This window comes from Paractinoplanes globisporus DSM 43857 (assembly GCF_000379645.1).
In the GTDB taxonomy this organism is placed as follows: Bacteria; Actinomycetota; Actinomycetes; order Mycobacteriales; family Micromonosporaceae; genus Actinoplanes; species Actinoplanes globisporus.
In genome coordinates, this window is the sequence record NZ_KB903310.1 from 51,659 (window position 1) to 76,967 (window position 25,309).

Annotated in this window: 26 protein-coding genes and 1 pseudogene; 12 read left to right on the forward strand and 15 right to left on the reverse strand. The window is 70.8% G+C overall.

What is annotated here, in order from left to right:
• The first annotated feature begins 74 nt into the window (after nt 1–74).
• The gene (locus A3CQ_RS0125255; RefSeq protein ID WP_026206170.1) at nt 75–926 is read left to right on the forward strand and encodes a spermidine synthase; all 852 of its coding nucleotides are present in this window, start codon (nt 75–77) and stop codon (nt 924–926) included.
• Between the two features lie 160 nt (nt 927–1,086).
• A complete protein-coding gene (locus A3CQ_RS62195) occupies nt 1,087–2,289 on the forward strand; it encodes a translation initiation factor 2 (protein ID WP_211216678.1) in 1,203 nt (400 codons plus the stop codon).
• A gap of 161 nt (nt 2,290–2,450) precedes the next feature.
• Here the strand turns inward: A3CQ_RS62195 and A3CQ_RS0125265 are convergent, their stop codons facing one another.
• On the reverse strand, nt 2,451–3,692 hold the full coding sequence (locus tag A3CQ_RS0125265) for a TerC family protein (RefSeq protein WP_040432832.1): 1,242 nt from the start codon (nt 3,690–3,692) through the stop codon (nt 2,451–2,453).
• A gap of 9 nt (nt 3,693–3,701) precedes the next feature.
• Entirely contained in the window at nt 3,702–4,175 is a 474-nt protein-coding gene (locus A3CQ_RS62985) for a pentapeptide repeat-containing protein (RefSeq protein WP_245577323.1), read from the reverse strand.
• A 554-nt stretch (nt 4,176–4,729) separates the two neighbouring features.
• On the opposite strand from A3CQ_RS62985, the gene A3CQ_RS0125275 reads away from it, so the two are divergent.
• The 4 genes from A3CQ_RS0125275 to A3CQ_RS0125290 all read left to right on the forward strand — a co-directional run bounded on the left by A3CQ_RS0125275 (nt 4,730) and on the right by A3CQ_RS0125290 (nt 8,458).
• Nucleotides 4,730–5,152: a hypothetical protein gene (locus tag A3CQ_RS0125275; RefSeq protein ID WP_157296282.1), complete on the forward strand. Its 423-nt coding sequence runs from the start codon at nt 4,730–4,732 to the stop codon at nt 5,150–5,152.
• Between the two features lie 90 nt (nt 5,153–5,242).
• Nucleotides 5,243–6,805 carry a DUF5305 family protein gene (locus tag A3CQ_RS0125280; RefSeq protein WP_020513745.1) on the forward strand — a complete coding sequence of 521 codons (1,563 nt, stop codon included), beginning with the start codon at nt 5,243–5,245 and terminating at the stop codon, nt 6,803–6,805.
• 22 nt (nt 6,806–6,827) lie between these two features.
• Complete coding sequence (locus A3CQ_RS0125285; RefSeq protein ID WP_020513746.1) at nt 6,828–7,307, forward strand: SLATT domain-containing protein; 480 nt, start codon at nt 6,828–6,830, stop codon at nt 7,305–7,307.
• A 65-nt stretch (nt 7,308–7,372) separates the two neighbouring features.
• Nucleotides 7,373–8,458 (forward strand): hypothetical protein, encoded by a 1,086-nt coding sequence (locus A3CQ_RS0125290; RefSeq protein WP_020513747.1) that lies wholly within the window; start codon nt 7,373–7,375, stop codon nt 8,456–8,458.
• Here A3CQ_RS0125290 and A3CQ_RS0125295 read toward each other — a convergent pair.
• The 5 genes from A3CQ_RS0125295 to A3CQ_RS0125315 form a co-directional block, all read right to left on the reverse strand.
• Nucleotides 8,448–9,101: a response regulator gene (locus A3CQ_RS0125295; RefSeq protein ID WP_026206172.1), complete on the reverse strand. Its 654-nt coding sequence runs from the start codon at nt 9,099–9,101 to the stop codon at nt 8,448–8,450. The genes A3CQ_RS0125290 and A3CQ_RS0125295 overlap by 11 nt on opposite strands.
• Nucleotides 9,098–10,144 (reverse strand): sensor histidine kinase, encoded by a 1,047-nt coding sequence (locus A3CQ_RS53935; protein ID WP_020513749.1) that lies wholly within the window; start codon nt 10,142–10,144, stop codon nt 9,098–9,100. Before A3CQ_RS53935 ends, A3CQ_RS0125295 begins: the two co-directional genes overlap by 4 nt.
• A gap of 5 nt (nt 10,145–10,149) precedes the next feature.
• Entirely contained in the window at nt 10,150–10,896 is a 747-nt protein-coding gene (locus A3CQ_RS0125305) for a CPBP family intramembrane glutamic endopeptidase (RefSeq protein WP_020513750.1), read from the reverse strand.
• 59 nt (nt 10,897–10,955) lie between these two features.
• Nucleotides 10,956–11,966, reverse strand: coding sequence for a type I glyceraldehyde-3-phosphate dehydrogenase (gap, locus tag A3CQ_RS0125310; RefSeq protein ID WP_020513751.1), 1,011 nt, complete (start codon nt 11,964–11,966; stop codon nt 10,956–10,958).
• Nucleotides 11,967–12,030: 64 nt separating this feature from the next.
• Complete coding sequence (locus tag A3CQ_RS0125315; RefSeq protein ID WP_020513752.1) at nt 12,031–12,987, reverse strand: GlxA family transcriptional regulator; 957 nt, start codon at nt 12,985–12,987, stop codon at nt 12,031–12,033.
• A 38-nt stretch (nt 12,988–13,025) separates the two neighbouring features.
• Between A3CQ_RS0125315 and A3CQ_RS0125320 the strand changes: the two genes are divergently transcribed.
• Nucleotides 13,026–14,183 (forward strand): winged helix DNA-binding domain-containing protein, encoded by a 1,158-nt coding sequence (locus A3CQ_RS0125320; protein WP_026206173.1) that lies wholly within the window; start codon nt 13,026–13,028, stop codon nt 14,181–14,183.
• 681 nt (nt 14,184–14,864) lie between these two features.
• A pseudogene (locus A3CQ_RS64070) lies at nt 14,865–15,122 on the forward strand (ATP-binding protein); the annotation flags it as partial.
• 170 nt (nt 15,123–15,292) lie between these two features.
• Here A3CQ_RS64070 and A3CQ_RS0125330 read toward each other — a convergent pair.
• The 3 genes from A3CQ_RS0125330 to A3CQ_RS0125340 all read right to left on the reverse strand — a co-directional run bounded on the left by A3CQ_RS0125330 (nt 15,293) and on the right by A3CQ_RS0125340 (nt 17,093).
• Nucleotides 15,293–15,691, reverse strand: a complete 399-nt coding sequence (locus A3CQ_RS0125330; RefSeq protein ID WP_020513755.1) for a DUF6069 family protein — start codon at nt 15,689–15,691, stop codon at nt 15,293–15,295.
• 127 nt (nt 15,692–15,818) lie between these two features.
• Nucleotides 15,819–16,658, reverse strand: coding sequence for an aminoglycoside phosphotransferase family protein (locus tag A3CQ_RS53940; protein ID WP_157296284.1), 840 nt, complete (start codon nt 16,656–16,658; stop codon nt 15,819–15,821).
• Nucleotides 16,659–16,712: 54 nt separating this feature from the next.
• On the reverse strand, nt 16,713–17,093 hold the full coding sequence (locus tag A3CQ_RS0125340; protein WP_020513757.1) for a PPOX class F420-dependent oxidoreductase: 381 nt from the start codon (nt 17,091–17,093) through the stop codon (nt 16,713–16,715).
• A gap of 97 nt (nt 17,094–17,190) precedes the next feature.
• On the opposite strand from A3CQ_RS0125340, the gene A3CQ_RS0125345 reads away from it, so the two are divergent.
• Genes A3CQ_RS0125345 through A3CQ_RS0125360 form a run of 4 tightly spaced genes read left to right on the forward strand, consistent with a single transcriptional unit; the run spans nt 17,191 to nt 20,634 of the window.
• Complete coding sequence (locus A3CQ_RS0125345; RefSeq protein WP_020513758.1) at nt 17,191–17,916, forward strand: ABC transporter ATP-binding protein; 726 nt, start codon at nt 17,191–17,193, stop codon at nt 17,914–17,916.
• Nucleotides 17,913–18,668, forward strand: a complete 756-nt coding sequence (locus tag A3CQ_RS53945; RefSeq protein ID WP_040432812.1) for an ABC-2 transporter permease — start codon at nt 17,913–17,915, stop codon at nt 18,666–18,668. The genes A3CQ_RS0125345 and A3CQ_RS53945 overlap by 4 nt, the downstream gene beginning before the upstream one ends.
• Nucleotides 18,669–18,685: 17 nt before the next feature.
• Nucleotides 18,686–19,975 carry a sensor histidine kinase gene (locus A3CQ_RS0125355; RefSeq protein ID WP_020513760.1) on the forward strand — a complete coding sequence of 430 codons (1,290 nt, stop codon included), beginning with the start codon at nt 18,686–18,688 and terminating at the stop codon, nt 19,973–19,975.
• A 14-nt stretch (nt 19,976–19,989) separates the two neighbouring features.
• The gene (locus tag A3CQ_RS0125360) at nt 19,990–20,634 is read left to right on the forward strand and encodes a response regulator transcription factor (RefSeq protein ID WP_026206174.1); all 645 of its coding nucleotides are present in this window, start codon (nt 19,990–19,992) and stop codon (nt 20,632–20,634) included.
• Nucleotides 20,635–20,644: 10 nt separating this feature from the next.
• Here A3CQ_RS0125360 and A3CQ_RS0125365 read toward each other — a convergent pair whose 3' ends face one another.
• From A3CQ_RS0125365 to A3CQ_RS0125385, 5 genes are all read right to left on the reverse strand, one after another.
• Nucleotides 20,645–21,070, reverse strand: coding sequence for a PPOX class F420-dependent oxidoreductase (locus A3CQ_RS0125365; protein WP_020513762.1), 426 nt, complete (start codon nt 21,068–21,070; stop codon nt 20,645–20,647).
• A gap of 46 nt (nt 21,071–21,116) precedes the next feature.
• Nucleotides 21,117–21,791 (reverse strand): response regulator, encoded by a 675-nt coding sequence (locus A3CQ_RS0125370; RefSeq protein ID WP_084699205.1) that lies wholly within the window; start codon nt 21,789–21,791, stop codon nt 21,117–21,119.
• Nucleotides 21,788–22,981, reverse strand: coding sequence for a sensor histidine kinase (locus A3CQ_RS57685; RefSeq protein WP_169516304.1), 1,194 nt, complete (start codon nt 22,979–22,981; stop codon nt 21,788–21,790). Before A3CQ_RS57685 ends, A3CQ_RS0125370 begins: the two co-directional genes overlap by 4 nt.
• Before the next feature lie 83 nt (nt 22,982–23,064).
• Complete coding sequence (locus tag A3CQ_RS0125380; RefSeq protein WP_157296286.1) at nt 23,065–23,655, reverse strand: carbohydrate-binding protein; 591 nt, start codon at nt 23,653–23,655, stop codon at nt 23,065–23,067.
• A 100-nt stretch (nt 23,656–23,755) separates the two neighbouring features.
• Nucleotides 23,756–25,264: a DUF1996 domain-containing protein gene (locus tag A3CQ_RS0125385; RefSeq protein WP_026206176.1), complete on the reverse strand. Its 1,509-nt coding sequence runs from the start codon at nt 25,262–25,264 to the stop codon at nt 23,756–23,758.
• Between the last annotated feature and the right edge of the window lie 45 nt (nt 25,265–25,309).

The window sequence follows — 25,309 nt, forward strand, 5'->3', positions numbered from 1 at the left end:
AGCCGTGAGCATGGGCTTTGTCCGGTTTTTCCGGGAATTTACATCTCCGGCGCGGAGCCTGGGATAATCCTCGGGTGGCGCAGCGCAGAGGGTCGGGACGGCTCGTGGAGACGGTCGCCTCCGGGGTCGCCGAGCTGATTCCCGATCCCGATCGGCGCGCCGCGTACAGCCTCATGCTCGACGGCGCCCCGCAGTCCTATGTCGATCTCGACGACCCCACGCACCTCGAGTTCGAGTACATCCGGCGGATGGCGGCGGCGATCGACCTGATCGCGCCGGCCGGGCAGCCGCTGCGCGTGCTGCATCTGGGCGCCGGCGGGCTGACGCTTCCCCGCTACATCGCGGCGACCCGGCCCGAGTCACCGCAGCGAGTGGTCGAGATCGACGGCCCCCTCGTCGCGATGGTGCGCCGCGAGCTGCCCCTTCCTTCAAAGGCCACCATTCGCGTACGCGTCGGAGACGCGCGCGAGGCCGTCGAGGGCATGCGCGACGCCGGTTACGACGTGGTCGTGCTCGACGTCTTCGCGGGCGCCCGCACCCCCGCGCACCTGGCCTCGGTCGAGTTCGCCCGGGAGGCGGCCCGGGTGCTCGCCCCCGGCGGCTGGCTGATCGCCAACGTCGCGGACGGCCCGCCACTGCGCTACGCCCGGGCCCAGGTCGCCACGATCCGCGCCGCGCTGCCGGAGGCCTGCCTCGTGGCCGACGCCGCGGTGCTGCGCGGCCGTCGCTTCGGCAACCTCGTGGTGCTCGCCGGCCGCACCGCGCCGCCGGTCGCCGAGCTGACCCGGCGGGCGGCCGGCGACTGGTTCCCGGGACGCGTCGAGACCGATCTCGACCGCTTCGCCGGAGGCGTGGCGCCGGTTACCGACAGTGTCGCTGTCGCTTCACCTTCCCCGCCCGAGGGCCTCTTCAGTCACCGTAAGTGACGGTTGATCATCCAAAGGTTCAACTAATTCCGGCCTGTCGTGTTGTCGTCAGGAAATCCGGTGTGATTCACGGCCGGTTACTTGTCGGGGTCGTACCTGCCCGGTTGTAATCAACGCAGCCGCGTTCGACACGCGGCCGCCGACTGGGGGGAAGGCGAGCATGTCCGAGAGATTTTTCCTGGCCGCGTCCGGCACCGCCGGCGACGCGGCCGGTTCGCGTGTGCTGTGGACGGGCCGCTGCGGCGTGGCGGAGTACGCGTTCGAGGAGCCCAGTTCCCTTCCCCGCTGGACCCTGCCCGAGGAGACCGAGGTCGCCGTCACCGAGGACAAGGTCGTCTACCGTGACCCGTCCACCGGCGCCACCGGCGAACTGCTCTGGCTGTTCCCGCAGCACCTGCGCGTGCAGCCGGGCAACCGCGACACCGGCCGGTCGGCCACCGTCACGCAGATCCAGCTGGTCTGCTCCGGCCCCGGCGGCAGCTTTCCGGCGCTGGTCTTCGCCGGTGGCGATCTTGCTACGGTCGGTGACGCCGACCGTCTCGCCAACGTGTTACGGCAGGCGATCGCGCGCTACCGCGTGGAGCACGCCGCCGAGCTCGGCATCGCGGCGCCGCAGGCTCGCATGCTGTCCCGGCTCGTGATCGGCCCCGAGTTCAACAACTACCAGGGCGGCGAGGGGCAGACGGTGTCGCTGCTCGGTTCGGCCTCGGTCATCGAGCCGCAGCCGCCGATCGCGTACGAGCCCTTCCTCGACCCCTACCTGCCGGGCACGCCCGCCTCCGGCTCGGTGCCGGCCTCGGCGGTCTCCGGCTACGCGCCTCGTGAGGAGATTCCCGCGTACGGCCCGTACGGCTCGCGGGAGGATGCGCCGGGTTACGCCCCGCACCCCTACGCCTCCGGCCCGGTTGAGATCTCGTCCGTGGCTCCGGTCGACCTCTCGTCCGCGGCCACGGTTGACTTCTCGCCCGCTGCCTCGGCGAGCTGGCCGCTGGCCGGTCGGGCCGACCTCGGTGTGACCCCGCCGCAGGTTCGGCGGCCCGGCTTCGACGAGGCCGCCCGGTCCCGCCCGGGCCGGCCCGCCGACGAGGCCACCCTGCGCGGCGCGCCCGACCTGGAGGCTCGCGCCGCCGACCTGGCCGCCCGGGTGGCGAGCCTGGTTGCCGGGGGCACCGGCTTCGACCGCCGCCAGACCGAGATGACCAACCTGTCGTCCCTGCTCGGCAGCCCCGACGAGTCGGCCGACCGCGCCGAGCAGGTGCGCCGCACGGCGGCCCGGATGGCCGGCAACGCACCGCGCGGTCGCGGGGTCGCCCCGCGTCGTCCGATCGACGACGAGATGGGCCAGGCCACCCGCAACCTCTGACCGCCGCGGGCTCGGCGCACTTCCCGCCGGCCTCCGCCGGCCGCCGGCCCGGCTTACTTGCCGTCGGCCGCCGGCCCGGGTTAGTTCCCGTCGGCCGCCGGCCCGGGTTAGTTCCCGTCGGCCGCCGGCCCGGGTTAGTTCCCATCGGCCGCCGGACCGGGTTAGTTCCCGCCGGCCTCCGACGCCGGCGGGCCGGCCCAGGCCGGGACGAAGCAGCGCCCGTCGGCCACGCGCCTGGCGTGCAGCTCGTGGGCGCGGTGGAGGAGGTCCATCAGCTCGTCCTCGGCTCGGATCCGCGCCCGGTATCGCTCGGGCAGGGTTTTGAGTCGGCTCTCCTCGTACACAAGCTTATGGAAGATCTCGTCGCAGTAAGCGGGATCGGTCTCGATGTCGAGGAACTCGGTGGCATGCCGCCGGGCCGCCGCCACGTAGGTCTGCGCGCGCCCCTTGGGGCTCAGCAGCGACACCACCACCGTGATCAGCAGGATCGCCACGATGATCGTCAGCGACAGTCCCGTGGAGATCTCGGCGGCGTGGATCGGCTCGCCGTCGTTGATGAACGGCACGTTGTTCTCGTGCAGGGCGTGCAGGATCAGCTTCACGCCGATCAGCCCGAGGATCGCCGCGAGCCCGTACGACAGGTACACGAGCCGGTCGAGCAGCCCGTCGATGAGGAAGTACAGCTGCCGCAGCCCGAGCAGCGAGAACGCGGTCGCCGTGAAGACGATGTACACGTTCTGCGTCAGCCCGAAGATCGCCGGGATGCTGTCCAGCGCGAACAGGATGTCCGTCCCGCCGATCGCCACCATGACCAGCAGCATGGGCGTCATCACCCGGCGGCCGTTCTGGTAGGTGAAGAGCTTGTCCCCGTCGTACACGTCGGAGGTCCGCAGGACCCGCCGCGCTCCCCGGATGATGATGTTGTCGGGCGTCTCCTCCTCGTTGCCCTCCTGCCGCAACAGGTTGCCGGCCGTGACCAGCAGGATCAGCCCGAAGATGTAGAACACCCAGGCGAACGACTCGATCAGCGCCGCGCCGAGAAAAATGAACCCCGTGCGCGCCACCAGCGACACGGCGATGCCCACGAGCAGCACCTTCTGCTGGTCGGCCCGCGGGACCTTGAAGCTGCCGAGCAACAGCAGGAACACGAAGAGGTTGTCGACCGACAGCGCCTCCTCGGTGACGTACCCCGCGAAGTACTCGGCCCCCGACTGCCCGCCCGCGAAGATCGTCACCCCGAGCCCGAACAGCAGGGCGATCGCCACGTAGATCGCCGTCCACCGAGCGGCCTCAGCGAGCGTAGGGATGTGCGCCCGCCGCACGTGAAAGAAGAAGTCAAACAGGAGCAGCCCGACGATGCCGAGAACGGTCAGCAGCCACACCCACCCCGACACGCTCTGCATGCGCACATCCTAGGGACCGGTGACCGCCGCGCGCAGTTGTGATCCCGTGAGGAAGAGGACACCCGTGAGGTTCGCCCCACGCAGGTCGGTTCCGCGCAGGTCCGCCCCCGTGAAGTCGGCCCGCCGCAGATCGGACTCCCGCAGGTCGGCGCCGATCAGCAGGGCCCCGCGAAAACTTGCCCCGCGCAGGTCGCTCCCGCGCATCTTCCGCCCGATCAGGTTCGCCCCGCGATAGTCCTTCCCCGGCGTCCCACCCCGGGCGAGGTTGCTGGCCTTCTGCAGCAGCGGGTTGACCTTCCGCCGCTGCGCCTCCACGTCCAACGCCTTCAGCTGCGCGGGCGTCCCGCCCGCCAGGTGGTCCATCCGAGCGAGCGCGTCCCGCATCTCCGGGTGTACGGGCCGAGCCTCGTCCAGCCGCAACGCCTCGGTGAGCAGCCACATGAGCTCGTGAAGCTGCCGCACGACGGCCAACAACCCAAGCATCTCAGGCGCGCTCTTCCAGTCCCGCCCGCCAAAGGTCTCCTGCGTGATCCGCTGCCCCGCCCCGAAACAGTCGAACACCACACACCCGCGAAACCCCGCGCCTTCCAGCCGCTCATGGATGGTGCAGCCGAAGTCACTCCCAAGATTCGGACAAGCCTTCCCGGCCGCTTTATCAATCGCGAAGTCTGACGATTTAGAGAACGCGGGAGCCACACAGCAGAGCCCCACACACTCCGCACAATCCGCTTCCAGCACCCGTTCGCCCATCCCACCCACTCTCTCAGACGGGTTGGTGGCGGACGTCCCCGGTGGCCGATCCGAGACGGCTGGTGCCCAAGCAGGCACCCGGCAACGCGTGTGCCAAGCCCACAGCAACTTGCCAGAAAAGCGCCCCTCAAACCTTCACTTGCCGCCGGACCTCAGCCGATTCATCAGGTGTCCAAGGCGGGCAGGGAAGCCCGCCGAAGTACGCGAGAGCCCGGCGGAGCCGAGCCTCAGCCACAGGCCGACCGGCCGACGGCTACCAAATTTGGGGGAACCATCCTATGCGCAGCATGAGCCTGTTCCAGCTCGTCGGCGGCGTCGCCGTCGCCGGTGCGGTCGCGGCCGGCACCACCGCCTTCACCGCCGGCTCCGGCATCGACGACCAAACCGGTCTCTCGGCCACCGCCCTGTACGGTGGCGCCTCGTTCGATGTGGTCGGCGCCACCGTCGACGCCTTCGTCATCTCCTCCTCGACGAACGACAACGATGTCGACAAGATCACGCTGACGCTCATGGATGAGAGCGACGCCGCGTTCGCCGACCACACGAAGGTGGCTGTCACCGCAACGGTCACCGCCAGTGGCGGCACGGCTGCTGGTCACGCCGTCGACTGCTCGTGGGTCAGCGGCAACAACTGGAAGTGCATCCCGCACACCGCCGCCGAGGTGTGGAACGGGATCACCAAGGTCAACTTCGTCGTTACCGACGTCTGATGACAGGTGGTCTGCGAGAGTGCAGTCTGACGACTCGTTGATCACTCGCTCGCCGGGGCTGTTATAAACCCGAAGGTCAGACGCTACGCCATGGCCGCCATCATCTTGATGGCGGCCATTGGTGCGTGGGCCATCAGCACCGACCGAATCTCCTACGTCGTCACGCGCGGCGTGAGCATGAACCCGGTCTACCACCAGGACGATCTGATCTTCGTCGTCCGGGCCGATTCTTACCAAATAGGTCAGATCGCCGCATACCATGGAGCCGTTCCCGGGCTCAAGGTGCTCCACCGCATCGTCGGCGGAGACCCCGAAACCGGCTTTGTTTTCAAGGGGGACAACAACCCGGCGAACGACGGAATCAAGCCCACCGCCAAGGAACTGATCGGCAGTCCCGTCCTGCTCGTGCCGAAGGGCGGTAAATGGCTGCGGCCTCTCCTTGGCCCGACCGGCCTCGGGATGCTTAGCTTCCTGTTCGTCGGTGGGGGCTTGGCGACGGCGCGGACCCGGCGGGAGATCCCCCGGGGCCGCCGGAAGAAAAAGGTGAAGGCGATGGCGCGCCAGGGCGGCTCGTGGACGGCGGTGCTGGCCGTTGCCAAGTCGATCAACCGTCTGCCTCTCGGCCCCCGCGTCCTCGCAATCGTCTCGGCGACGGCCGCACTCGTCGGCGTGGGGCTGGGCGTCCTCGGCTGGATGAAACCGATCGTCGAGACCCATCGGGCCGGCGCCGCTCCCGGCCAATCGATGACCTTCTCCTACTCGGCCTCCGTCCCACGCTCGGCCGCCTACGACAGCACCACGGTCACCTCACCCGACCCCGTTTTCCGTAAACTCGCCCACCTGGTCGACGTCCGGATGCGGTACCGCGGGCACGCCGGCACCTTCGACGTCACCGCGGAGCTTTCGGACAGCAGTGGTTGGCACACCATCCAACAGCTGGGTTCCGCCAAGCAATTCACCGGGAACACCTACGATTCCACCGTCCGCCTGGATCTCGACGAGTTCGACAGGCGCGCGAAGCAGGCGGCCACCGCGACCGGGATCGGTGGCTCGAGTCCCGTGACGGTCACCGTCACGGCACGGGTGCGGGCAAGCGGGCAAGCGGATTTTACTGCGCCCGTGGCTTTTCAGCTCGCTCCTCTCCAGTTCGTCCTGAGTGACCGCGAATCGCTCACGGTCGACACCGCCACGGCGGGAAAGACCGTGACGGTGCCGCGCGAAGTGTGGCTGCTCGGCATCCGCGCAGCCTCCGCCCGCAGCTGGGCCCTGCTGCTCATGCTGGCCGCGATCGGCGGCGGCCTCGTGATCATGCTGCTGGTGCGTCGTGGCACCCCGCTCCGCAATCGTCAAGAAATTGAACGGCGCTACCCCCAGCTTCTCGTGCATGTCGAGCCGATGCCGAGCCCGCCGGGGAAGCCGGTCGTCAACGTCGACAACTTTCCGGCCCTGGTCAAGCTGGCCGAGAAGTACGGGCAGATGATCCTGACGTGGCGGCGGCCGGATACCGATGACTTTGTGGTTCGGGACGAGGGGATCACCTATCGGTATCGGGTGCCGTTGGATGAGCCGACGTTGCAGAACGTCGAGCTGATCAATCGGCCGGGGGCGGGGTCGCATCGGCGGAAGGCTTCGTCGCCTTCTCAGGTTTCTTGACCATGGCGGCAGACTGTGGCGTGTGACGCAGGATCAGCGGCAGCAGCTTATCGAGATTGATGGTCGGCTCTCTGAGGACGAGCTTGGCGATCGCGGGCTTGTGCATGCCATGGTGCAGCTCGAGTGGTACCGGGCTCAGATGCGGAAGACGCGGACCAAGTATGTGCTGTCGGAGTCGGGGGCGTTGTTTCTGGCGGGGGCGGCTACCGTCCTCGCGGCGTTGAGTGCGCCGGCCTGGATCACCGCGACCGTGGCCGCCACCGTCGCGTTTCTGGCGGGGCTGCGGCGTATCGTGTCGTGGCACGACGACTGGGTGGCGGCGTCGGAGGCGCGGGCCAAGGCGGCGGCCGAGATCGCGCAGTATCGGTTGCTGTCCGGCGAGGAGCGGACGCCGGAGCGGCAGCGGGAGCTGGTCGCGGCGATCGACGCGCTGGTGCTGGACGAGACGCGTAGCTGGGGGCGCCGGCGGCGGGAGAAGACGCGGGCGGAAACGGCGGCCTGACTCCGGTCAAGTCCTCGCTGTGCCTGCCGAAGGGGTATCCACGCCTCGACGGAACGGAACGGCACATGTATCCGCACGACTATGCGCAGCAGCCGGGCACGCCGGAACCGAGCGGCCTGCCGGTCGCCGGGTCGCCCCCTCCGGGCTACGAGCCGCAGCAGCCCTACTCGCCGGCCGCCTACGATCCGGCCCAGCAGTACTCGCCGCCGGCTCCCGGCTACGGCCAGACCCAGCAGTACGCGCCGCCGCCGCCCGGCTATGACCAGTCGCAGCAATACGCGCTGCCGCCGGCGTCCGGCCACAACCAGGTCGAGCAGTACACGCCGCCGCCGGCGCCGTCCTACGGGCCGCCAGGCTACGACCAGACCCAGCGGTTCGCGCCCAGGCCGACGCCCGGCTACGACGCATCGGCCGTGGCGGCCGCATATCAGCAGACCCCGACGTATCAGCAGCCCGCCTCATACCAGCAGCCCGCCTCGTACCAGCAACCCGCGGCGGCATCGGCCTACGAGACGGCCCCGGCGCCCGCGGTGACCCCGCCGTCCGCGGCATACCAGCAACCGCCCGGACATCAGCAACCGCCGGGATATCCGCCGGCCGGCGGAGGGTGGGGTGGGCCGCCGCAGGCTCCGCCGGCCTACATCGTCACGGCCGGTCCGCCGGAGCCGGCCATCAGGCGGTCGGGCGCCGGCCGGAAGGTCGCGATGATCGTCGTGGGGGCGCTGGTCGTCGTGGCCGGAGTGGGCGCGTTCGGGGCCGACGCCTGGGCCAAGGGGCAGATCTGCGACGCGGTCAAGCAAGAGGTCGCTGCCGAGTCGACGCCCAGCAAGGGCGGCAAGGGCGGCAGCAGCGACGGCGAGAGCGCCGAAAGCCTCATGCCGACCGTCGCCGAGATCAACGAGGCCCAGTCGGCGCTGAGCAGCCGGGCCTCCCTGCTGTTCTTCCACGGTGAGTTGAAGGAGGCGACGCACGGGTACGTGGACGACCTCGCGACGGCCAAGACGCTGGTCCAGAGCGGCAAGCTCGACGACCCGGACGACAAGACGCTGACGCAGTTGGTGGCGCTGGCGGGCTCCCTGGACGCGCACATGCGCAAGGCCGAGCGGGCCTGCGGCCTCCCGGAGAAGTCGATGCTGGGCACTACGGCGTGACGAGCCCGGCCCGGTAGGCGATCACCACGGCCTGAGCGCGGTCGCGGGCGCCGATCTTGGCGAGGATCCGTTTCACGTGGGTCTTCGCCGTCGACTCGGCGATGACCAGCAGGGCGGCCAGCTCCTCGTTGGTGTAGCCCTCGGCGACGAGCTTGAGCACCTGCAGCTCGCGCTCGGTCAGACCGGCCAGCCGGGGATCGCTCCGGGCCCGGTCGCCCGGGCGTCCGACGAACCGGGCCACCAGCTCGCGGGTGACGGCGGGGTCGAGCAGCGCGTCCCCGCCGGCGACCAGATGGACGGCCTCGATCAGGCGCTCCGGCGAGGCCCGCTTCAGCAGGAACCCGCTCGCTCCGGCCCGCAGGGCTTCCCAGACGTACTCGTCATGTTGAAAAGTTGTCAGGACCAGTGACCGCGTCGCCAGGCCGGCCCCGACGATGCGTCGCGTGGCTTCTATGCCGTCGATCCCGGGCATGCGGACGTCCATGAGGACGACGTCGGGCACCAGCGAGCGGCACATTTCCACGGCGAGAAGGCCGTCGGCCGCCTGCCCGACGACGGAGATGCCCGGGTCGGTGCCGAGGACGACCGCCACCCCGGCGCGCAACAACGCGTCGTCGTCGGCCAGCACCACTCGCACGCTCATCGGGCCGGCAACTTCGCGCGTACGCGGAAACCGCCGGCCGGACCCGGACCGTGCGTGACGTGACCACCCAGCATGGTGGCTCGCTCGGTGATGCCGAGCAGTCCGCGGCCGGCCGAGTAACCCTCCGGCACCCCGGCTCCGTCGTCGTCCACCTCGATGTGCAGCTCGCTTCCGTCCCGGCGCACACGCACCGACGCGGTGGTCGCCCGGCCGTGCTTGACCGCGTTGGTCAGCGCCTCCTGCACGATCCGGTACGCGGAGCGGTCGACGGTGTGCGACAGCTCGCCCGGCTCGATGGTCGTGTCGACCCGTACGCCCGCCTGGCCCAGACGCTCGGTGAGTGAGGGCAGTTCGGCCAGTCCCGGTTGGGCGTCGCGCAGCAGGCCCAGCACCTGATCGAGCTCGTCGAGCGCCTGCCGCCCGGCCGTCTCGAGGCCGATCAGCAGCTCGCGGCTCTGCGCGGGGTCGGTGTCGAGCACCCGGCGGGCGGCCCCGGCCTGGACCAGCATGACGTTGACCGTGTGGCCGATCAGGTCGTGCACCTCGCGGGCGATGCGGTTGCGTTCGTCGTCGGCGACCTGGCGCTGCAGCGACTGGCGGGCGGCGTCGCGCTCCTCCCGGCGGCGGGCCGCGCCGAAGCCGATGCCCCAGGCCAGCAGCCAGCTGAACAGGACGCCGGCCGGCACGAGGATGTCGGTCTCGCCCCAGAAATAGGCGACCGTGCCGATCAGGATCGCCGGCGGGCCGACCAGCGCGCGGTTGCGGGTGGCATAGAGGCCGAGCGAATAAATACCGATCAGATTGGCGTACGGGGAGATCGCGCTCGGCTGCACGAACAGCGCCTCGGCCGACAGCGCGGCGCTGCCGGCCAGATACGACGCGAGCGGCCAGGTGCGGCGGAAGTAAAGAGCGCCCGCGATGATCACGCTGAGCGGGATGCCCGCCGGGTGGCCGGAGACGATCCGCTCGGCGACCATGGCCGCGAGCAGCAGGGCGGCAAGCCCGGCGTCGAGGAGCCGGGCCTGCCGGATCTCGCTGGTCACGGCGCTCAGGATAGGACGAGGGCGACGAGCAGGACGGTGAAGAAGACGCTCTGTGCGGAGTGCGCCAGGATGCCCAGCCAGGCGCTGCGCCAGCGGTTCGTCGCGTACGCCCCGATCAGGCCGGTGAGGAACGCGTTGAGCATGCCCCACGGCTGGTGGACGTGGTAGAGCGCGAAGAGCGCGGCGTTGGCGGGGACGTTGCCGCCCATCCTCGGCAGCAGCAGGCCGCGGAAGAAGAGCTCCTCGCCGAGGACCGTGTTGAAGGCGAACGAGACGACCAGCAGCGCGAAGAGGGCCCAGTTGCCGTGCATGAGGTCGTGACCGGCGTTCGACCCGATGAACTCGCCGAAATTCCGATTCGTCGGGCCGGCCGGGCCGGTGGGGAGAAACTCGATGACGCCCACCGCGGCGATCGCGGCGACGGCCCACCACCAAAGACGTCCGCCGCGCCGGACCGCGTTGGACGGGGCGTGGAGCCAGAGCGCGTCCTTGAGCACGGGCCAGCGCAGGCTCCGCCGCTCCCGCCACACCACAATCAGGACGAGTACGAATTGCCAGATGAGCCCGGCGGTCAGCGCGGCGATCAGGCAGACCGCGAACCTCTCCGGCGTGGGATCTGATCCGGCGACGAGGGGCGCGACGACCCAGGCGAGCAGCCCCATCGGACCGGCCGCGGCCAGCCACAGGGCGAGGACGGTGCGAGGCCGATACCGCGGCATGACGGTGACCTGCGAATTCAGTACGGCTGTCATGCCTGTTGACGCTAGGGACGGCCGCCGCCCGGGTCGTCGCTCCGCTGGGGTCAGTCCGGCTACCCCAGCGGGGGTACGCCGGCCAGCAGCTCCAGCGTGTCGATCACGCGGTTCGAGAAGCCCCACTCGTTGTCGTACCAGGCGACGACCTTGATGTGACGGCCCTCGACCCGGGTGAGCTTCGAGTCGAAGATGGACGACGCCGGGTTGCCGGTGATGTCCGACGAGACGAGCTCGTCCTCCGAGTACTCGAGGATCCCGGCCAGCGGCCCGTCCGCCGCCACGCGGTATGCCGTGAGCACCTCGTCGCGGGTCACGTCCCGGCGCACGGTCGTGTTGAGCTCGACGATCGAGCCGACCGGCACCGGCACGCGGATCGAGTCGCCGGAGAGCTTGCCGTCCAGGTTGGGCAGCACCTTGCCGATCGCCTTGGCGGCGCCGGTCGTGGTCGGCACGATGTTGACGGCGGCGGCCCGGGCCCGGCGGGCGTCCCGGTGCGGGCCGTCCTGCAGGTTCTGCTCCTGCGTGTACGCGTGGATCGTGGTCATGAACCCGTGCTCGATGCCGGCCAGCTCGTCGAGCACGGCGGCCAGCGGGGCGAGCGCGTTGGTCGTGCACGAGGCGTTCGAGATGATCGTGTGCGCGTCCGGGTCGTACGCACCGGTGTTGACTCCGGGAGCGATCGTGACGTCGGCGCCGTCCGAGGGCGCGCCGACCAGCACCTTCTTCGCGCCCGCTTCGATGTGCGCGCGGGCGGCCGAGGCCTTGGTGAAGCGGCCGGTGGCCTCCAGCACCACGTCGACGCCGAGCTCGGCCCAGGGCAGGTTGGCCGGGTCGCGCTCGGCGAGCACCTTGATGCGCCGGCCGTCGACGACCAGCGTGTCGCCGTCGACCGTGACCGGGCGACCGAGGCGACCGGCGGTGGAGTCGAAGGCGAGCAGACGGGCGAGGGCCGCGGGATCGGTGAGGTCGTTGACGGCGATGACGTCGAGTTTGCTGTCGCGCTCGAGCAGGGCTCGCAGAACGTTGCGCCCGATGCGACCGAATCCGTTGATGGCGATGCGAGTCATGACTCAAGCCTCGCCAATGTCCTACGAAGCAGACAGCGGCCGGAGCGCCACGGTTCGCAAGAATCTAGCCACCGCTGGAGAAGGTCCGCCGATATTCGCTCGGCGTGGTCCCCAGGATGCGCTGGAAATGCAGGCGCAGGTTCGACCCGGTGCCGAGGCCCACGTCGGCGGCGATCTGCTCGACGCCGCGCTGGGAGAGCTCGAGCAGCTCGCGTGCCATGTCAATGCGGGCCCGCAGCACCCATTGCATCGGCGTGTGCCCGGTGTCCTCGCGGAATCGCCGGGAAAATGTGCGCGGGGACACCGAGGCGTGCCGGGCCAGCACCTCCAGCGTCAGCGGCTTGTCGAGGCGGCGCAGCGCCCACTCCCGGGTGGCGGCGAAGCGCTCGCCGAGCGGCTCCGAGACGGAATGCGGCACGTACTGCGCCTGGCCGCCGCTACGGTACGGGGCCGCGACCAGGCGCCGGGCCGCGTGGTTGGAGGCGGCCATGCCGACGTCGCCGCGCAGGATGTGCAGGCACAGGTCGATGCCCGAGGCGGCGCCGGCCGAGGTGAGCACGCTGCCCTCGTCGACGAAGAGCACGTTCTCGTCGACTCGTACGCGTGGATGTTTGGCGGCGAGCTGCCGCGTGTAGTGCCAATGCGTCGTGGCCCGCTTGTCGTCGAGCAGCCCGGTCGCGGCCAGCGCGAACGCCCCGGTCGAGATGGCGGCCAGCCGGACACCCCGGGCGTGCGCGGCCAGCAGCGCGTCGACCACGATCGCCGGCGGGTCCTCCCGGTCCGGGAAGCGGTACCCCGGGATGAAGACGATGTCGGCCCACTCCAGCGCTTCGAGGCCGTCGGCCACATGGTAGGACAGCCCGTCGCCGCCGGTCACCAGGCCGGGCGCCGGCCCGCAGACGCGCACCTCGTACGGCATGCTGGCCCGGGTGGTGAAGACCTGCGCCGGGATGCCGACGTCGAGCGGTTTCGCGCCCTCGAGCACGAGGACGGCGACGCGGTTCAGGCGGTCGGCGGACACGGGCCAAGGGTAGGACGTCCGCGTGACACGATGGCGCGATGCTCCACGTGACCGACGACGAGCGTCGCGCCCGTGTGGGCGTACGCCATGGTCTTGCTCGGTCTCTGGAAACGCCGGAGGCGGTGACCGCGGCGATGACGGCGCTGCACGCCACCGAGCCGGCCACCGTCTACCTCTCCTGCTGGGCACGCTCGGCGTCGTTCGAACTCGCCGATCTCGACCGTGCCCTCTACACCGACCGCACCCTGGTCAAGCAGCTGGCCATGCGCCGCACGCTGTTCGTCTTCCCGCGCGAGCTGCTGCCCGCGGTCTGGCCCGGCGCCTCGGCCCGGGTCGCGGCGACCGAACGGGCCCGGATGACCCGCGACGTCGTGCGAGCCGGCCTGGTCACCGATGGCGACGCCTGGCTCGACCAGGCTCGGACCGAGGTCCTCGCCCTGCTGGCGAGCAAACCCGAGGGCCTTCAGGCGGCCGATATCCGCCGGGCCGTTCCTTTGATGGACGTACGCGTGGAAGCTCGTGCCGGCGAGAGTTGGTCGGCGTCCCGCGTGCTCGTCCACCTCGGGCTGACGGCCGACGTGGTCCGCGGTGTCAACACCGGCCGCTGGCCGACCTCCCGCCCCCGCTGGACGCTCATGCGCGACTGGCTGGGCGCGATGCCCGCGCCGTGGGCGGCCGAGGACGGTTACCGCGAGCTGATCGGCCGCTGGCTGTCCACGTTCGGCCCCGGCACCGAGGACGACATCGTGTGGTGGCTCGGCTCGACCAAGTCGGTGGTCCGCACGGCGTTGGCCGCCCTCGAGGCGGTACCCGTCACCCTCGACCGGGGCGAGACCGGCTGGCTCCTGCCCGATGACATCGACGAGACCGCCGATCCGGGCCCCTGGGTGGCGCTGCTCCCCATCCTGGACCCGACGGTGATGGGCTGGAAGTCCCGCGACTTCTACCTGGGCCCGCACCGCCCCCACCTCTTCGACCGCACCGGCAACGCGGGCACGACCGCCTGGGCGAACGGCCGCATCGTCGGCTGCTGGACCCAGAACCCGTCCGGCGAGGTCCGGCTGCACCTGCTCGAAGAAGTGGCGCCGGCCGCGCGCGAGGCCCTGGAGTCCAAGGCCACCCGCCTGACAAAGTGGCTGGACGGCGTCCGAGTCCCCACCGGCTACGCCTCACCAGCCATGCGCGCTCGCGGATAGTATCGCTCGTGGAGGCGTTCATCGAGGCGGTTCGCTCGTCGACGCTCCCGGAGCGGGCTGTTTTCGACGACGCGACGCCGGGAAATTGGAGCGCCGCCCTCCGTCAGCTGGCCGGCGTGCTGGCCGACGACCGCCCCACCGTGGTAGTCATCGACGAGGTGCCCTATCTGATCGAGCGGGTGGACGCTTTTCGAGGGCATCCTCCAGCGCGCATGGGACCGCGAACTGAGCCGCAAACCAGTCCTGCTGACCCTGATCGGATCCGATCTGTCCATGATGGAGGCGCTGAGCTCCTACGGACGGCCTTTCCATCAGCGCGGCCGGGAGATGGCTCTCGGCCCACTCAATCCGGCCGAGGTGGGCGAGATGCTCCATCTGGCCCCGGCCGACGCCTTCGACGCGGCCCTGGTGACCGGCGGACTCCCGCTGATCTGCGCCGATTGGCGGCGAGACCACGATCTGTGGCAGTTCCTGGCGGCCGAACTCGCCAACCCGGTGTCGCCGCTGCTGGTCTCGGCCGAACGGTCGCTCGCCGCGGAGTTTCCCGATTCCGCGATGCCTCGCGCGGTGCTGGCGACGATCGGCAGCGGGGAGCGCACCTTCACAAACATCGCCCGGGGCGCCGGCGGCATCTCCCACTCAACCCTGTCCCGCGCCGCCCAGGTCATCATCGACAAACGCATGGTCGCCGCCGATCTGCCCCTTTCCACCACGGCGTCGAAGGAGCGACGCTACCGGGTCACCGACCCCTACCTGCGGTTCTGGCTGACCTTCGTGGCGCCCCATCTGGCCGAGATCGAACGCCTCCGCGGCGACATCACGCTGGAGCGCGTCCGGGCGGGCTGGACGACCTGGCGGGGGCGCGCGATCGAGCCTCTCCTCCGCGAATCCCTGGCGCGCCTTCTACCGGACGGCGCGCTGCCATCGGCACCGGCCATCGGCTCATACTGGACCCGATCCAACAACGTCGAGATCGGCGTCGTCGGCGCCGATCGCGGGCCTAGCCGCGTCCTACACCCCCGACGACCTCCTGCGCGCCTGGCAACGCTGACCTACGGAGAGTGGTGGCCCGCGGTCGCGCGAGGGCGACCGCGCCTCCGTGGGTGGGTTCAGGCGGGCAGCCGGCGGGCGATCGTGGGGATGACGATGGCCGCGGCGACCAGGTGCGTGAACATCAGCAGCGCCTTGGTGGCCGGGGCGGCGTCCGCGAGCAGGTCCGGGATCCACGACAGCGCGGTCAGCACCACCGTGGTCCGCACGAACACTTGGCGTGCGCGCCGCACCGTCCGGGCCAGCACGGCGGCGAGCACCAGCCCCACGAACGAGAACATCGCCGTCGTCGTGCTGAACCCCAGGATCGGGATGGGCGCGCCGCTCACGTCGAGGCTGATGCCCGCGGCATGTCCCACGGCGGCGACAGCGGCGGTGGCGACGCTGGCGGCCGCGATGCCGACAACGCCGGCCAGGAACAGGTGGCTGGTGCGGGTCTGGTTGGCGATGGTGGCCATGGTGTGCCCTCCGGCAACTAGGTGGCCGGCTCGTCCCGGCCTATCGCCAGAGATACGAACGGCCCCGCCCCAGATCGACACCGTCCCGGAAGACTTGTTCCGCATCTTGGGGCCGGAATCTCCGGCATCAGGCGCGGTGGGCGTTCGCGCGGAAGGTAGCGGTTGCCTCGGCCAGCTGAGCGGCGACCCAGGCGCTGTGGTTGTCGGTGTCGGCAATCCGGTCTCGGTAGAGGCGCTGCTCGCGGGCGAGCCACAGGACCCGCATCGCCCGGTAGGCGGCCAGGTGACCTGCCGCGCGGGCGGCGTCGGCGCACCGCTGCTCGGCGGGCGGGTCGTGGCGGCTGAGCCAGATGCCGAGCAGCGCCAGGTCGGCAGCGACCGGGTAGAGACCGGCGAACTCGAAGTCGATGAAGGTCAGCCGGCCGTCGGCGGCGACGAGGGCGTTGCTCGCCAGCGGGTCGCCGTGGCCGAACGAGGCGGGTGCCCTCGCGATGGCCGCCAGCAGGTCGTCCTGGTCGACTGCGGGCAGGTCGCCATCGGCGACGTAGCGGCGCACGCGGGCCGCCCAGTCCGTGGCCTGCCTGGCCAGCGGTCCGGACGGCGGCCGCCAGGCGGCGAAGGTCGCGAGCGCATCGAGCAGCCCGGTCACGATTGGCTCGGGCAGCGCCAGTGGATAGCGCTCGGTGTGCGGCGGCGATCCCGGAAGCCGCTCGATGACCAGCACCGTCTCCCCGGCGTGGAACAGTTCGGGCACGCGCCAATCGGGCGGGCAGGCCACGAAGACACGGTACGCGTCGACCTCGTGGGCGAACCGCTTGCGCCAATGCCGCTCGCCGCTGGTCAACCGCTTGGCGATCGCCTCGCGCCCGCGCCACCAGCCGGCAGCGGTCACCGCCTTGTCGGTCCGCGACAACGGCCCATCGAGCTCGAATTCCGCGAGATCGCCGAACACGTCATCACCCGCCACGCCGGTCATCATTGCGGACCCGGCGGACGGCGATTCGCGCGTGCGGCCTGTGGACTAGATGGTCACGGAGATGCCGACGACCGGGGCCTTGGGGAGGTGGAAGGTCTTCGCGAACCAGTTGCCGACGCGGGAGAGCAGGTACTTGCGGGCGACGATCGCTCGCGCCGTCTGCGTACCGTCGTCGTCGAGGATCTGGGCGGTGCCTTCGGCGGTGGGGGCGTCCTCGGCGATGCGGCCGCGGAGGTCGCAGACCGTGACCCGGACCCGGCTGTCGCGGCTGATGCGCTTGACCTTCCAGGCGTCGGCGTCGGAGACGATGTACATCAGGCCGTCACTCGTCGCCTGCCAGACCGGGGTCGCCACCGCGGTTCCATCCTTGCGGTACGTGGTCAGGCTGACGTATTTGCTGCGCGCGATCTCATCCGGCACCGGCATGGACCAACCGTAGCGGTCCGGGGGCGGGAAAACCCCCAGGCGGAGTCGGAGGGTTTCCGGCTTCTGACCGCCGGCGGCGCTGCCTAGCGTCGTAGGTGTGATCGAACTACGTGAACTGACCAAACGCTACGGCGGCCGGGTCGCCGTCGACGAGCTGAGCGTCCGCGTGCAGCCGGGGGCGGTGACCGGGTTCCTCGGGCCGAACGGATCCGGCAAGTCGACGACCATGCGGATGATTCTCGGCCTCGACGCCCCGGACCGTGGCGACGCCCTGATCGGCGGCGTCCCGTACGCAAACCTGAAGTGGCCCTTGAAAACCGTCGGCGCGCTCCTCGACGCCGGAGCGTTCCACCCCGGCCGCAGCGGTCGTGCGCATCTGGCCGCACTGGCCGCGAGCAACGACATCCCGGGTTCCCGGGTCGAGCAGGTCCTGCGCATCGTCGGCCTGTCCGACGCGGCGACGCGGCGCGCCGGTACCTATTCGCTCGGCATGCGCCAGCGGCTCGGCGTCGCGGTGGCCCTGCTCGGCGACCCGGCCGTCCTCCTGCTCGACGAGCCGGTCAACGGGCTGGATCCGGAAGGCATCCGCTGGATCCGGGACCTGCTGCGCGGGCTCGCCGCCGAGGGACGGACGGTGTTCGTCTCCAGCCACCTGATCGCCGAGATGGCCCTGACCGCCGATCGGCTGGTCGTCATCGGCCGCGGCCGGCTGCTGGCCGAGACGACCGTCGCCGCGCTCGCCGCCGGCGCGGACAGCCTGGAGGACGCGTTCCTCCGGCTCACCTCGGAGACCACCGACTATCGCGGAGTGGGAACGCCATGAAGAACGCAGCCCGCATGGAGTGGATCAAACTACGCAGCGTCCGTACGACATGGTGGCTGGCGATCATGGCGGTGGTCTCGATGGCCGCGGCCGGGGCCGGGGTGGGACTCGGCTACCGATCGCACACCCCGGTCGCCACCGCCGCCCAGATCCTGGACAACAGTCTCGGCGGCGCCATTCTGGCCCAACTGCTCCTCGGAGCGCTCGGCGTCCTCGTGATGACCGGCGAGTACGGCACCGGGATGATCCGCTCGACGTTCGCCGCCGTCCCGCGGCGCCGGAGAGTCCTGGCCGCGAAGGTCGCCGTATGCGGCGGCGCGGCTCTCGCCGTCGGCCTGGTCGCGAGCTTCGCCGGCTATCTGAGCGGGCAGCTCGCGATCCGCGGCACCGCCATCCCGGCCGCGTCCCTCGGTGACCCGGCGATCCTGCGCCCGGTCCTGCTGACCGGCGTCTATCTGGGCGCCACCGCTCTGATCGGGGTCGGCATCGGGACGATCGTGCGGCACTCGGGCGCCGCGATCGGCACCCTGTTCGGTCTGATGTTCGTCCCGGTGATCGTGGCCGGTCTGTTCGGCGAGAGCGGAATCGGGGTCGGCCGCTTCTTCCCGCTGCTGATGCTGCTCAACTCGATCGCGGTGACCTCGCCGGTGCCCGGGCTGTTCGCCGGCTGGATCAGCGCGCTGCTGATGTGCGGGTACGCGGCGGTGGTGATCCTGTGCGGCGGCGTCCTGCTGCGCCACCGCGACGCGTGAGCAACGACAATGGGCTGATGACCGCGCTGCGCGCTCCGTTCACCATACTGGCCCTGCGCCGGGCGGTGTTCTGCGTCGCCGGCGTGGTCACCGCGGTCGCGGTCCTGGCCGTACCGGCGATCGTGCCGGGCGTGGGCGTCCTCATCCTCTGGGCGAGCGGCGCCCTCTCCGAAAAGCCCGCACCTGCCGTCGCACCGGTGTTCCTGGTCCTGTTCCCGCTCACCATCGCGCTCCTGGCCGTGCTGGTCGTCCCGATCGGGCGCGCGATCGGAGCCGTGCACCGCCGGCTCGCCGACCGGCTGCTCGACGAGCACGTGGCCGCCCCCCAAGCCCGGCCGGGCTGGCGCGCCGTCGGGTACTGCCTGCTCAAGGTGCCGCTGGCCATCCCACAGGGGTACGGCGTGTTCTGCTACGTGTTCGGCCTGGTCAACCTCAGCTATCCGGTGTGGTGGCCGCTGTTCCGCAACCACCCGCCCGGCACCATCCTCGGGCCGGTCTGGGCGCTGACGCCGTTCGGCCGCATCGGTACGCGGACACTCGGCGGAACGTTCCTCATCGCCGCGGCCGGCCTGGCCATGCTGCTGGTCGCGCCGTGGTTGATGCGGGCCGGCACGATGCTCGACCTGGCCGCGATGCGACGGCTGCTCGGTCCGGGACGGCTCGCCGAGCGCGTACGCGAACTGCAGGTCAGCCGGGCCCGCGCGATCGACGACGCGGCCGCGATGATGCGCCGGCTGGAACGGGACCTGCACGACGGCGCGCAGATCCGGCTGGCCACCCTGGCGATGAACCTCGGCATGGCGACCGAGAAGCTCGGTGCCGACGGCCCGCCGCCCGACCTCGCCCAGGCCCGCGAGCTGGTCGCGCTCGCACACCGCGGAGCGAAGGATGCCCTCGCCGACCTGCGTGACCTGGTGCGCGGCATTCACCCGCCGGTCCTGGACAACGGTCTCGGCGATGCGTTGGCGACGCTCGCGACGAGCAGCGCCATCCCCGTCGCGGTGAACGTCGAGCTGCCCGATCGCCCGGCGCCGGCGATCGAGACGATCGCCTACTTCTGCGCCTCCGAGTTGCTCGCGAACGCGGCCAAGCACAGCCGGGCGACCCGCATCAAGATCGTCGTCGCCCGGTCCGGCGAGCGCCTTCTGCTGACCGCCGAGGACGACGGCGTCGGCGGGGCGAACCCGGACGGTCCCGGCCTGTCCGGGCTGGCCCGCCGCATCGCCGTCGTGGACGGCCGGATGCGCGTGCACAGCCCGGCCGGGGGCCCGACCCGGGTCAAGATCGAGCTGCCCACACACGTGTGAACGGAGACGACGACATGCGGGTAGTGATCGCCGAGGACGCCGCGATGATGCGCGAGGGCCTGGTCCGGCTGCTCACCGACCGCGGTTTCGAGGTGTGCGCCGCGGTCGCCGACGCGGACGCGTTGCGCTCCGCGATCGCCGCCGCCGTACCGGACGTGGCCATCATCGACATCCGGATGCCGCCGACCCACACCGACGAGGGCCTCCGCGCCGCGATCGACATCCGCCGCGACCATCCCACCGTGGGTGTCCTGGTCTTCTCGCAGTACGTGGAGACCCGCTACGCGACCCGCCTGCTGGCCGACCGCCCGACCGGCGTCGGATACCTCCTCAAGGACCGGGTGGCCGACGTCGCCGACTTCGTGGACGCGCTGACCCGGGTGGCTTCCGGTGGCACCGCACTGGATCCGGAGGTGGTCGGCCACCTGATGCGGGCCGGGCAGGACATGGCGGGACTGGCCTCGCTGACTCCCCGCGAGCGCGAGGTGCTCTCGCTGATGGCCGAGGGCCGCTCCAACGCCGGCATCGCCGCCGCTCTGGTCATCACCCCCGGAGTCGTGGAGAAGCACGTAGCCAACATCTTCGCGAAGCTCGGCCTGCCGTCCTCGGAAACCGACAACCGCCGAGTCCTGGCCGTCCTCCGCCACGTGAGCGGCTGACGACGACGCTCTAGGACCTCCCGGCGACCGTACGGTTGTGGGGAACCAGCTCGTGCGGCGGCCGATCGGGGTCGTCGATGCCGAAGCTGATGATGCGCCGCGGCCGGATCCGGATGATCGGGGCCGACGTGCCCCACACGGAATCGGAGGGCCGCTCGATGGCCTCCGCCCGCCCCCGGATCTCGAGGCAGCGCACCCGCCACGGCTCGGTCGAGTACAGGTCGTCCACCACGAACGCGACCTCCCCCGTCGCGGCGACGTTGTGGAACTTGCGGCTGGCGGCGAGGTTGAAGCCCATGATGTCGATCGTGTCGGTAGCCGCGTTGTAGGCGAACCCCACCGGACTGTTCTGCAGCGTCCCGTCCGGCCGCAACGTCGCCAGCCGCCCCAGCCGCTGCTCGCCAAGGTACGCAATCTCAAAGTCCGTGAACGTCATCCCCGCAGAATGCAACCTGAACCAAGCTTGAAGTCAACGCGAGGCGTCATCCGGAAGACGTCCACCGCACGATCGCCTCGGTGCGGCTGCGGACGCCGAGCTTGGCGAAGATGTGATTCAGATGGTTCTTCACCGTCTTCTCGGTGAGCCAGAGCTGCTGGGCGATCGAGGCGTTGGACAGGCCCTGGCACAGCAGTTCGACCACCTCCCGCTCGCGCTCGGTGAGCCGCTCGGTGAGCCGCTCGGTGCGGCCCGCCTCGGGGTGCCGGACCGGGCCCGCCACGCTCTCCCCGCGGGCCATCGAGGCGGCCACCGACGCCGCGATCGGGGAGAGCCAGCCGCGCCCGCCGACCACCTCGTGCACGGCCCGCACCAGGTCGCCCGGCTCGAACTCGCCGTGCACCAGGTATCCCCGGGCGCCGAGACGCAACATCTCGGCGATGATCTGCGGCTCGTCGGAGCTGGTCAGCACCAGGACAGCGGAATGCCGGCCGAGGGTGGCGACCACCGACAGACCGTCGGCGATCGGCATCCGGTGATCGAGCAACGTGACGGCCGGGCGCAGCCGCTGGGCCAGGTCGAGCGCCTCCCGCCCGTTCGCCGCCTCGGCCACCACCCGGAGCCTCTGGTCAGCGGCGAGAATGCCCCGGAGGACGGATCGCATGATCGGGTTGTCGTCGACCACGAGCACGTCGATCGGCGTCGTCCCGGCCCGCATCATCGCGCGCCGATCGAGCGCCGATGACCGCGAACGGGTGCGCCGGACGGCACGTTGACCGTGATCCTGGTGCCCGAGCCGGGCGTCGAGGCAATCCGCAGGACACCGCCGATGGCCCGGGCTCGCTCGTCCATCCCGACGATGCCGAAGTGGCCGGCCGACTGCAGCCCGGCGAGGTCGTCCGGCACCGCGAAACCCACGCCGTCGTCGGTGATCTCGAGCGTCAGGCCGTACGGCTGGGGCGCGAGCCGGACCTCGACCCACCGGGCGTGTCCGTGCCGGGCGACGTTGGCGAGCGCTTCCCGGAGGATTCGCGTCAGTTCGTAGGCCACCGCATCGGGTGGGTCGACGGCGGCCGCCGAGACCCGGACCGGGATACCGCTCGACGCGCTCCACGCCCGGCAGAGCTCGTCGACGCCGGCGGCGAGGTCACGGACGTCGAACCGCATCTCCTCGAGCAGTTCCCGGGCCTGCTGGGCGGCCGCGGTGGCGCCGGCCACGACCGTACTCGCCAGGTGTTCGGCCAGCGCGGGCTGGCGTCGCAGCAGCGAGGGCAGCGCGAGCGCGGCCAGGGAGACGCCCCGCAGCGTCTTGGTCACCGAGTCGTGCAGTTCCCGGGCCAGCCGCGCCCGCTCGGACGCGGCGGCCGAGCGCTGGGCCGAGGCGACCAGCTGGGTGGAGAACTCGATCTGATTGGTCAGCGCCGTGGTGGCCACGGCCGCTCCGACGCCGGCCAGAGCGCCGGCCATGGGGAACGCGACGACGAACGCCATGATGTCGACCGGCGGCTCGGTGCGGCGCAGCACCTCGGCGATCACCGTGAAGCCCAGCGCGGCGTGAGCGGCCCACACCGGCAGCGCGCGCAGGCCGAGCAGGACTCCCGCCACGGCCCCGGCTCCGGCGGCGAAGCAGAAGTACGCCACGCTGCCGCGGCTGACCGCCAGCACGGCGAGGACCAGCACCGAGTCGACGGCGATCGCGAGGGCCGGCCGGGTGACCAGGCCCGGCCAGCGGCCGAGGGCGGCCAACTGCGCGGCCGTCGCGGCCAGGACCAGGACGATCGCGGCCAGGACCCACCGGCGGTCGTGAACCAGCAGGAGGCCGGCCGCGGCCGCGATCACGGTGGCCGTCGCCCGGCCGATCAGCACTGCCCGGGCCAGCGCCGCAGCAGCGACCTCGCGGCCGACACCCACCACTGACAGCTCCGCCCCTCGATTGCAGCCGGACGCTACCGGACCCGGGTCTTCGCTGGTAAGACGCTTCATCAGGAATTCAGTCAGGAAATGATGACCGCGTCGACGTCCGGGGCCGGGGACTCGTCGTTGAACAGGGTCAGCCGCAGCGGACCGGCCGGCAGGTCGGCGGTGAAGTGGAACGAACGCTGCGTCGTCCAGCCGGGGCCGGTCACCGGCCAGCCGGCGGCCCGTGTGTCGTTGACACCCACCTTGAGCGATCGCGGGCCGTCGGCCTCGTAGATGACGGTCACGGTGCGCCGCCCGGAGACCGGCATGGTGGTACGCACGACCACCCGGCAGGCAAGGCAGATGTATCGGACTCGTCCGCCGCCGTGGCAGGTGGCGCACTCGGTCGCCGCCGCACCGCCGGACACGGTGTTGTGCGGGTCCTCGGCCTCGACGGTGATCGGCGCGAATCGGGCCGGGGAACTGGTGGCGGCAACCGGCTGAGCGAGGCTGGTGCTGGGCGCCGCCGAGGCGACGGCCGGCGGTTGAGCTCGGTGGTGCGGAGTGATCAGCGGCGGCACGACGATCGCGGCGACCGCGATGGCGACCGTCACCGCGGTGAGCCCCAGCCACTGACTTCGACGGCGACTCGGGCGCGCCGTGTCCGGCAGGATGCCATGGGTCACCGGCACTCCTCCCCTGCGGATCTTGGCGCGTCGAGAATACGTGAACAAGGGCAGGGCGGCCGCGGACGGCCACCCTGCCCCCTGAAAACTCCGGCAACGCTTACGGCAGGACGAAGTCCGCATTCAGGACGTACGGCGCGGGCTGCTGATCATCCCGGCCGTCGTGGCCCTGTGCGTCGCACTGCCGGGCCGCGACGATGCATCCATTCACCATCGCGGCGAGCGTACGGTCGTCCCAGTCGTTGATGAAGTCGTAGTGGAACGTCGGTCCGGCGCCACTGGAGAAGTGCACCTTCGACATGTCGCCGTTGACCGGCCAGGCCATCTTGAACTCCAGCTTCGGCACCGCCACCGGGTGGTCGTCCGGGCAGACCATCCCGGCGGCCGTGTGGCTGTCGATGGGGTACGCCATGTGGCTCTGATGGTCCGGCGAGTCCAGGTGGATACCGTCCCAGCAGCTCGGCGCCTGGTAGCGGATGTTGAGCTTGACGCTCCGGTCACTCGAACAGGTCAGCGGGATGGTCTTGTTCTTGTAGCTGTCACCGCACTCGAAGCCCTCCTCGGTGGCGGCGAGGAACTTGTCCGCGTCGGTGTTCTTGGCGTTGCCGACGACGAACCGAAGACCCTTGGGGAACGCCCGTACGCTGCGGTAGTCCGTCACGCCGGTCTTGTAGTAGATGACCTGCGGTCCCTCGGGGTTGACCGCGGTGTCGCCGTTGTAGAGCGTCGGCATCCAGTACGCCGACAGGTCACCCTTGGCCTTGCAGGTGGTCTGGCCCGCGGAGAGCGAATCGATCGTGCTGTTCGCGTTCGTGGTGGTGTTGCCCATGAACGTGTGCGTGTGCGACGCCCCGGGCAGTTTCGGGAAGACGATCGGGTCGTCGCCGGTGTTGGTCCGGCTGACCGAGCAGTTCGCCTGGAACTCGTGGAAGCCGCCCTTGTTCGGCGGGACCTCGTGCGACGGCTTGACGTTGGTCACCGGGTTCGGCGCCATGATGTAGCCGGCCTCGGTGGTCTGACCGGGCGCAGCCGAGGCGCCGGCCGGCGCGCTGGCGGGCGCACTGGCCGGCGCGCTCGGACTGCTCGAGGTTGGCTTTCCGAACACCTGGAATTCGAAGAGCGAGTACCCGTAGCCCGTCGTGCGCCGGGTGCCGAGCATCCGCACGAAGCGGCCGGTGGCGTTCACGGCGTGCGTCTCGACACCCCCGGCGCCCGTCACCGACTCGTACACCGTGGTCCAGGCCTTCCCATCGGGCGAAACCTGGATCTGGTACGCCCGGGCCGCCGCCCGCTCCCAGTTCAGCACCACCCGGTCGAGCGCCGTCGGAGCGCCCAGGTCGACGGTGAGCCACTGCGGATCGGCGAACGCACTCGACCAGCGGCTCTTGGCGTCACCGTCGACAGCCGCCGCGGCGGGGAAGGCGCGTCCCTCGCTGGAGGAGGCGGTGACCGGCTTGCCCTGGGACAGCGGAATCTCCTGGGCGCCGGCCACGTGCAGCGTCCCGACGGCGTACCACGTGACCAAGCCGGCGAGCGCGGCGGCGACGCCGGCCATGGTGAGGCGCCGCGACCACGGCGAGCGTCGGGCGGACGGGGATTGGGATCTCATCGGATCTCTCCATTGCTGGCCTGTAGATCGAGTACGCCGCCGAAC

Bases quoted from the DNA above. Each gene is read 5' to 3' on its own strand.
- A3CQ_RS0125275 (WP_157296282.1), top strand. From the start codon at position 4,730: ATGAGCCTGTTCCAGCTCGTCGGCGGCGTCGCCGTCGCCGGTGCGGTC.
- A3CQ_RS0125320 (WP_026206173.1), top strand. From the start codon at position 13,026: ATGCTCCACGTGACCGACGACGAGCGTCGCGCCCGTGTGGGCGTACGC.
- A3CQ_RS0125370 (WP_084699205.1), bottom strand. From the start codon at position 21,791: ATGATGCGGGCCGGGACGACGCCGATCGACGTGCTCGTGGTCGACGAC.
- A3CQ_RS0125330 (WP_020513755.1), bottom strand. From the start codon at position 15,691: ATGGCCACCATCGCCAACCAGACCCGCACCAGCCACCTGTTCCTGGCC.
- A3CQ_RS0125355 (WP_020513760.1), top strand. From the start codon at position 18,686: ATGACCGCGCTGCGCGCTCCGTTCACCATACTGGCCCTGCGCCGGGCG.
- A3CQ_RS62985 (WP_245577323.1), bottom strand. From the start codon at position 4,175: ATGCTTGGGTTGTTGGCCGTCGTGCGGCAGCTTCACGAGCTCATGTGG.
- A3CQ_RS62195 (WP_211216678.1), top strand. From the start codon at position 1,087: ATGTCCGAGAGATTTTTCCTGGCCGCGTCCGGCACCGCCGGCGACGCG.
- A3CQ_RS0125280 (WP_020513745.1), top strand. From the start codon at position 5,243: ATGGCCGCCATCATCTTGATGGCGGCCATTGGTGCGTGGGCCATCAGC.
- A3CQ_RS0125340 (WP_020513757.1), bottom strand. From the start codon at position 17,093: ATGCCGGTGCCGGATGAGATCGCGCGCAGCAAATACGTCAGCCTGACC.
- A3CQ_RS0125360 (WP_026206174.1), top strand. From the start codon at position 19,990: ATGCGGGTAGTGATCGCCGAGGACGCCGCGATGATGCGCGAGGGCCTG.
- A3CQ_RS0125295 (WP_026206172.1), bottom strand. From the start codon at position 9,101: ATGAGCGTGCGAGTGGTGCTGGCCGACGACGACGCGTTGTTGCGCGCC.
- A3CQ_RS0125365 (WP_020513762.1), bottom strand. From the start codon at position 21,070: ATGACGTTCACGGACTTTGAGATTGCGTACCTTGGCGAGCAGCGGCTG.
- A3CQ_RS0125305 (WP_020513750.1), bottom strand. From the start codon at position 10,896: ATGACAGCCGTACTGAATTCGCAGGTCACCGTCATGCCGCGGTATCGG.
- A3CQ_RS53945 (WP_040432812.1), top strand. From the start codon at position 17,913: ATGAAGAACGCAGCCCGCATGGAGTGGATCAAACTACGCAGCGTCCGT.
- gap (WP_020513751.1), bottom strand. From the start codon at position 11,966: ATGACTCGCATCGCCATCAACGGATTCGGTCGCATCGGGCGCAACGTT.
- A3CQ_RS0125290 (WP_020513747.1), top strand. From the start codon at position 7,373: ATGTATCCGCACGACTATGCGCAGCAGCCGGGCACGCCGGAACCGAGC.
- A3CQ_RS0125265 (WP_040432832.1), bottom strand. From the start codon at position 3,692: ATGCAGAGCGTGTCGGGGTGGGTGTGGCTGCTGACCGTTCTCGGCATC.
- A3CQ_RS0125385 (WP_026206176.1), bottom strand. From the start codon at position 25,264: ATGAGATCCCAATCCCCGTCCGCCCGACGCTCGCCGTGGTCGCGGCGC.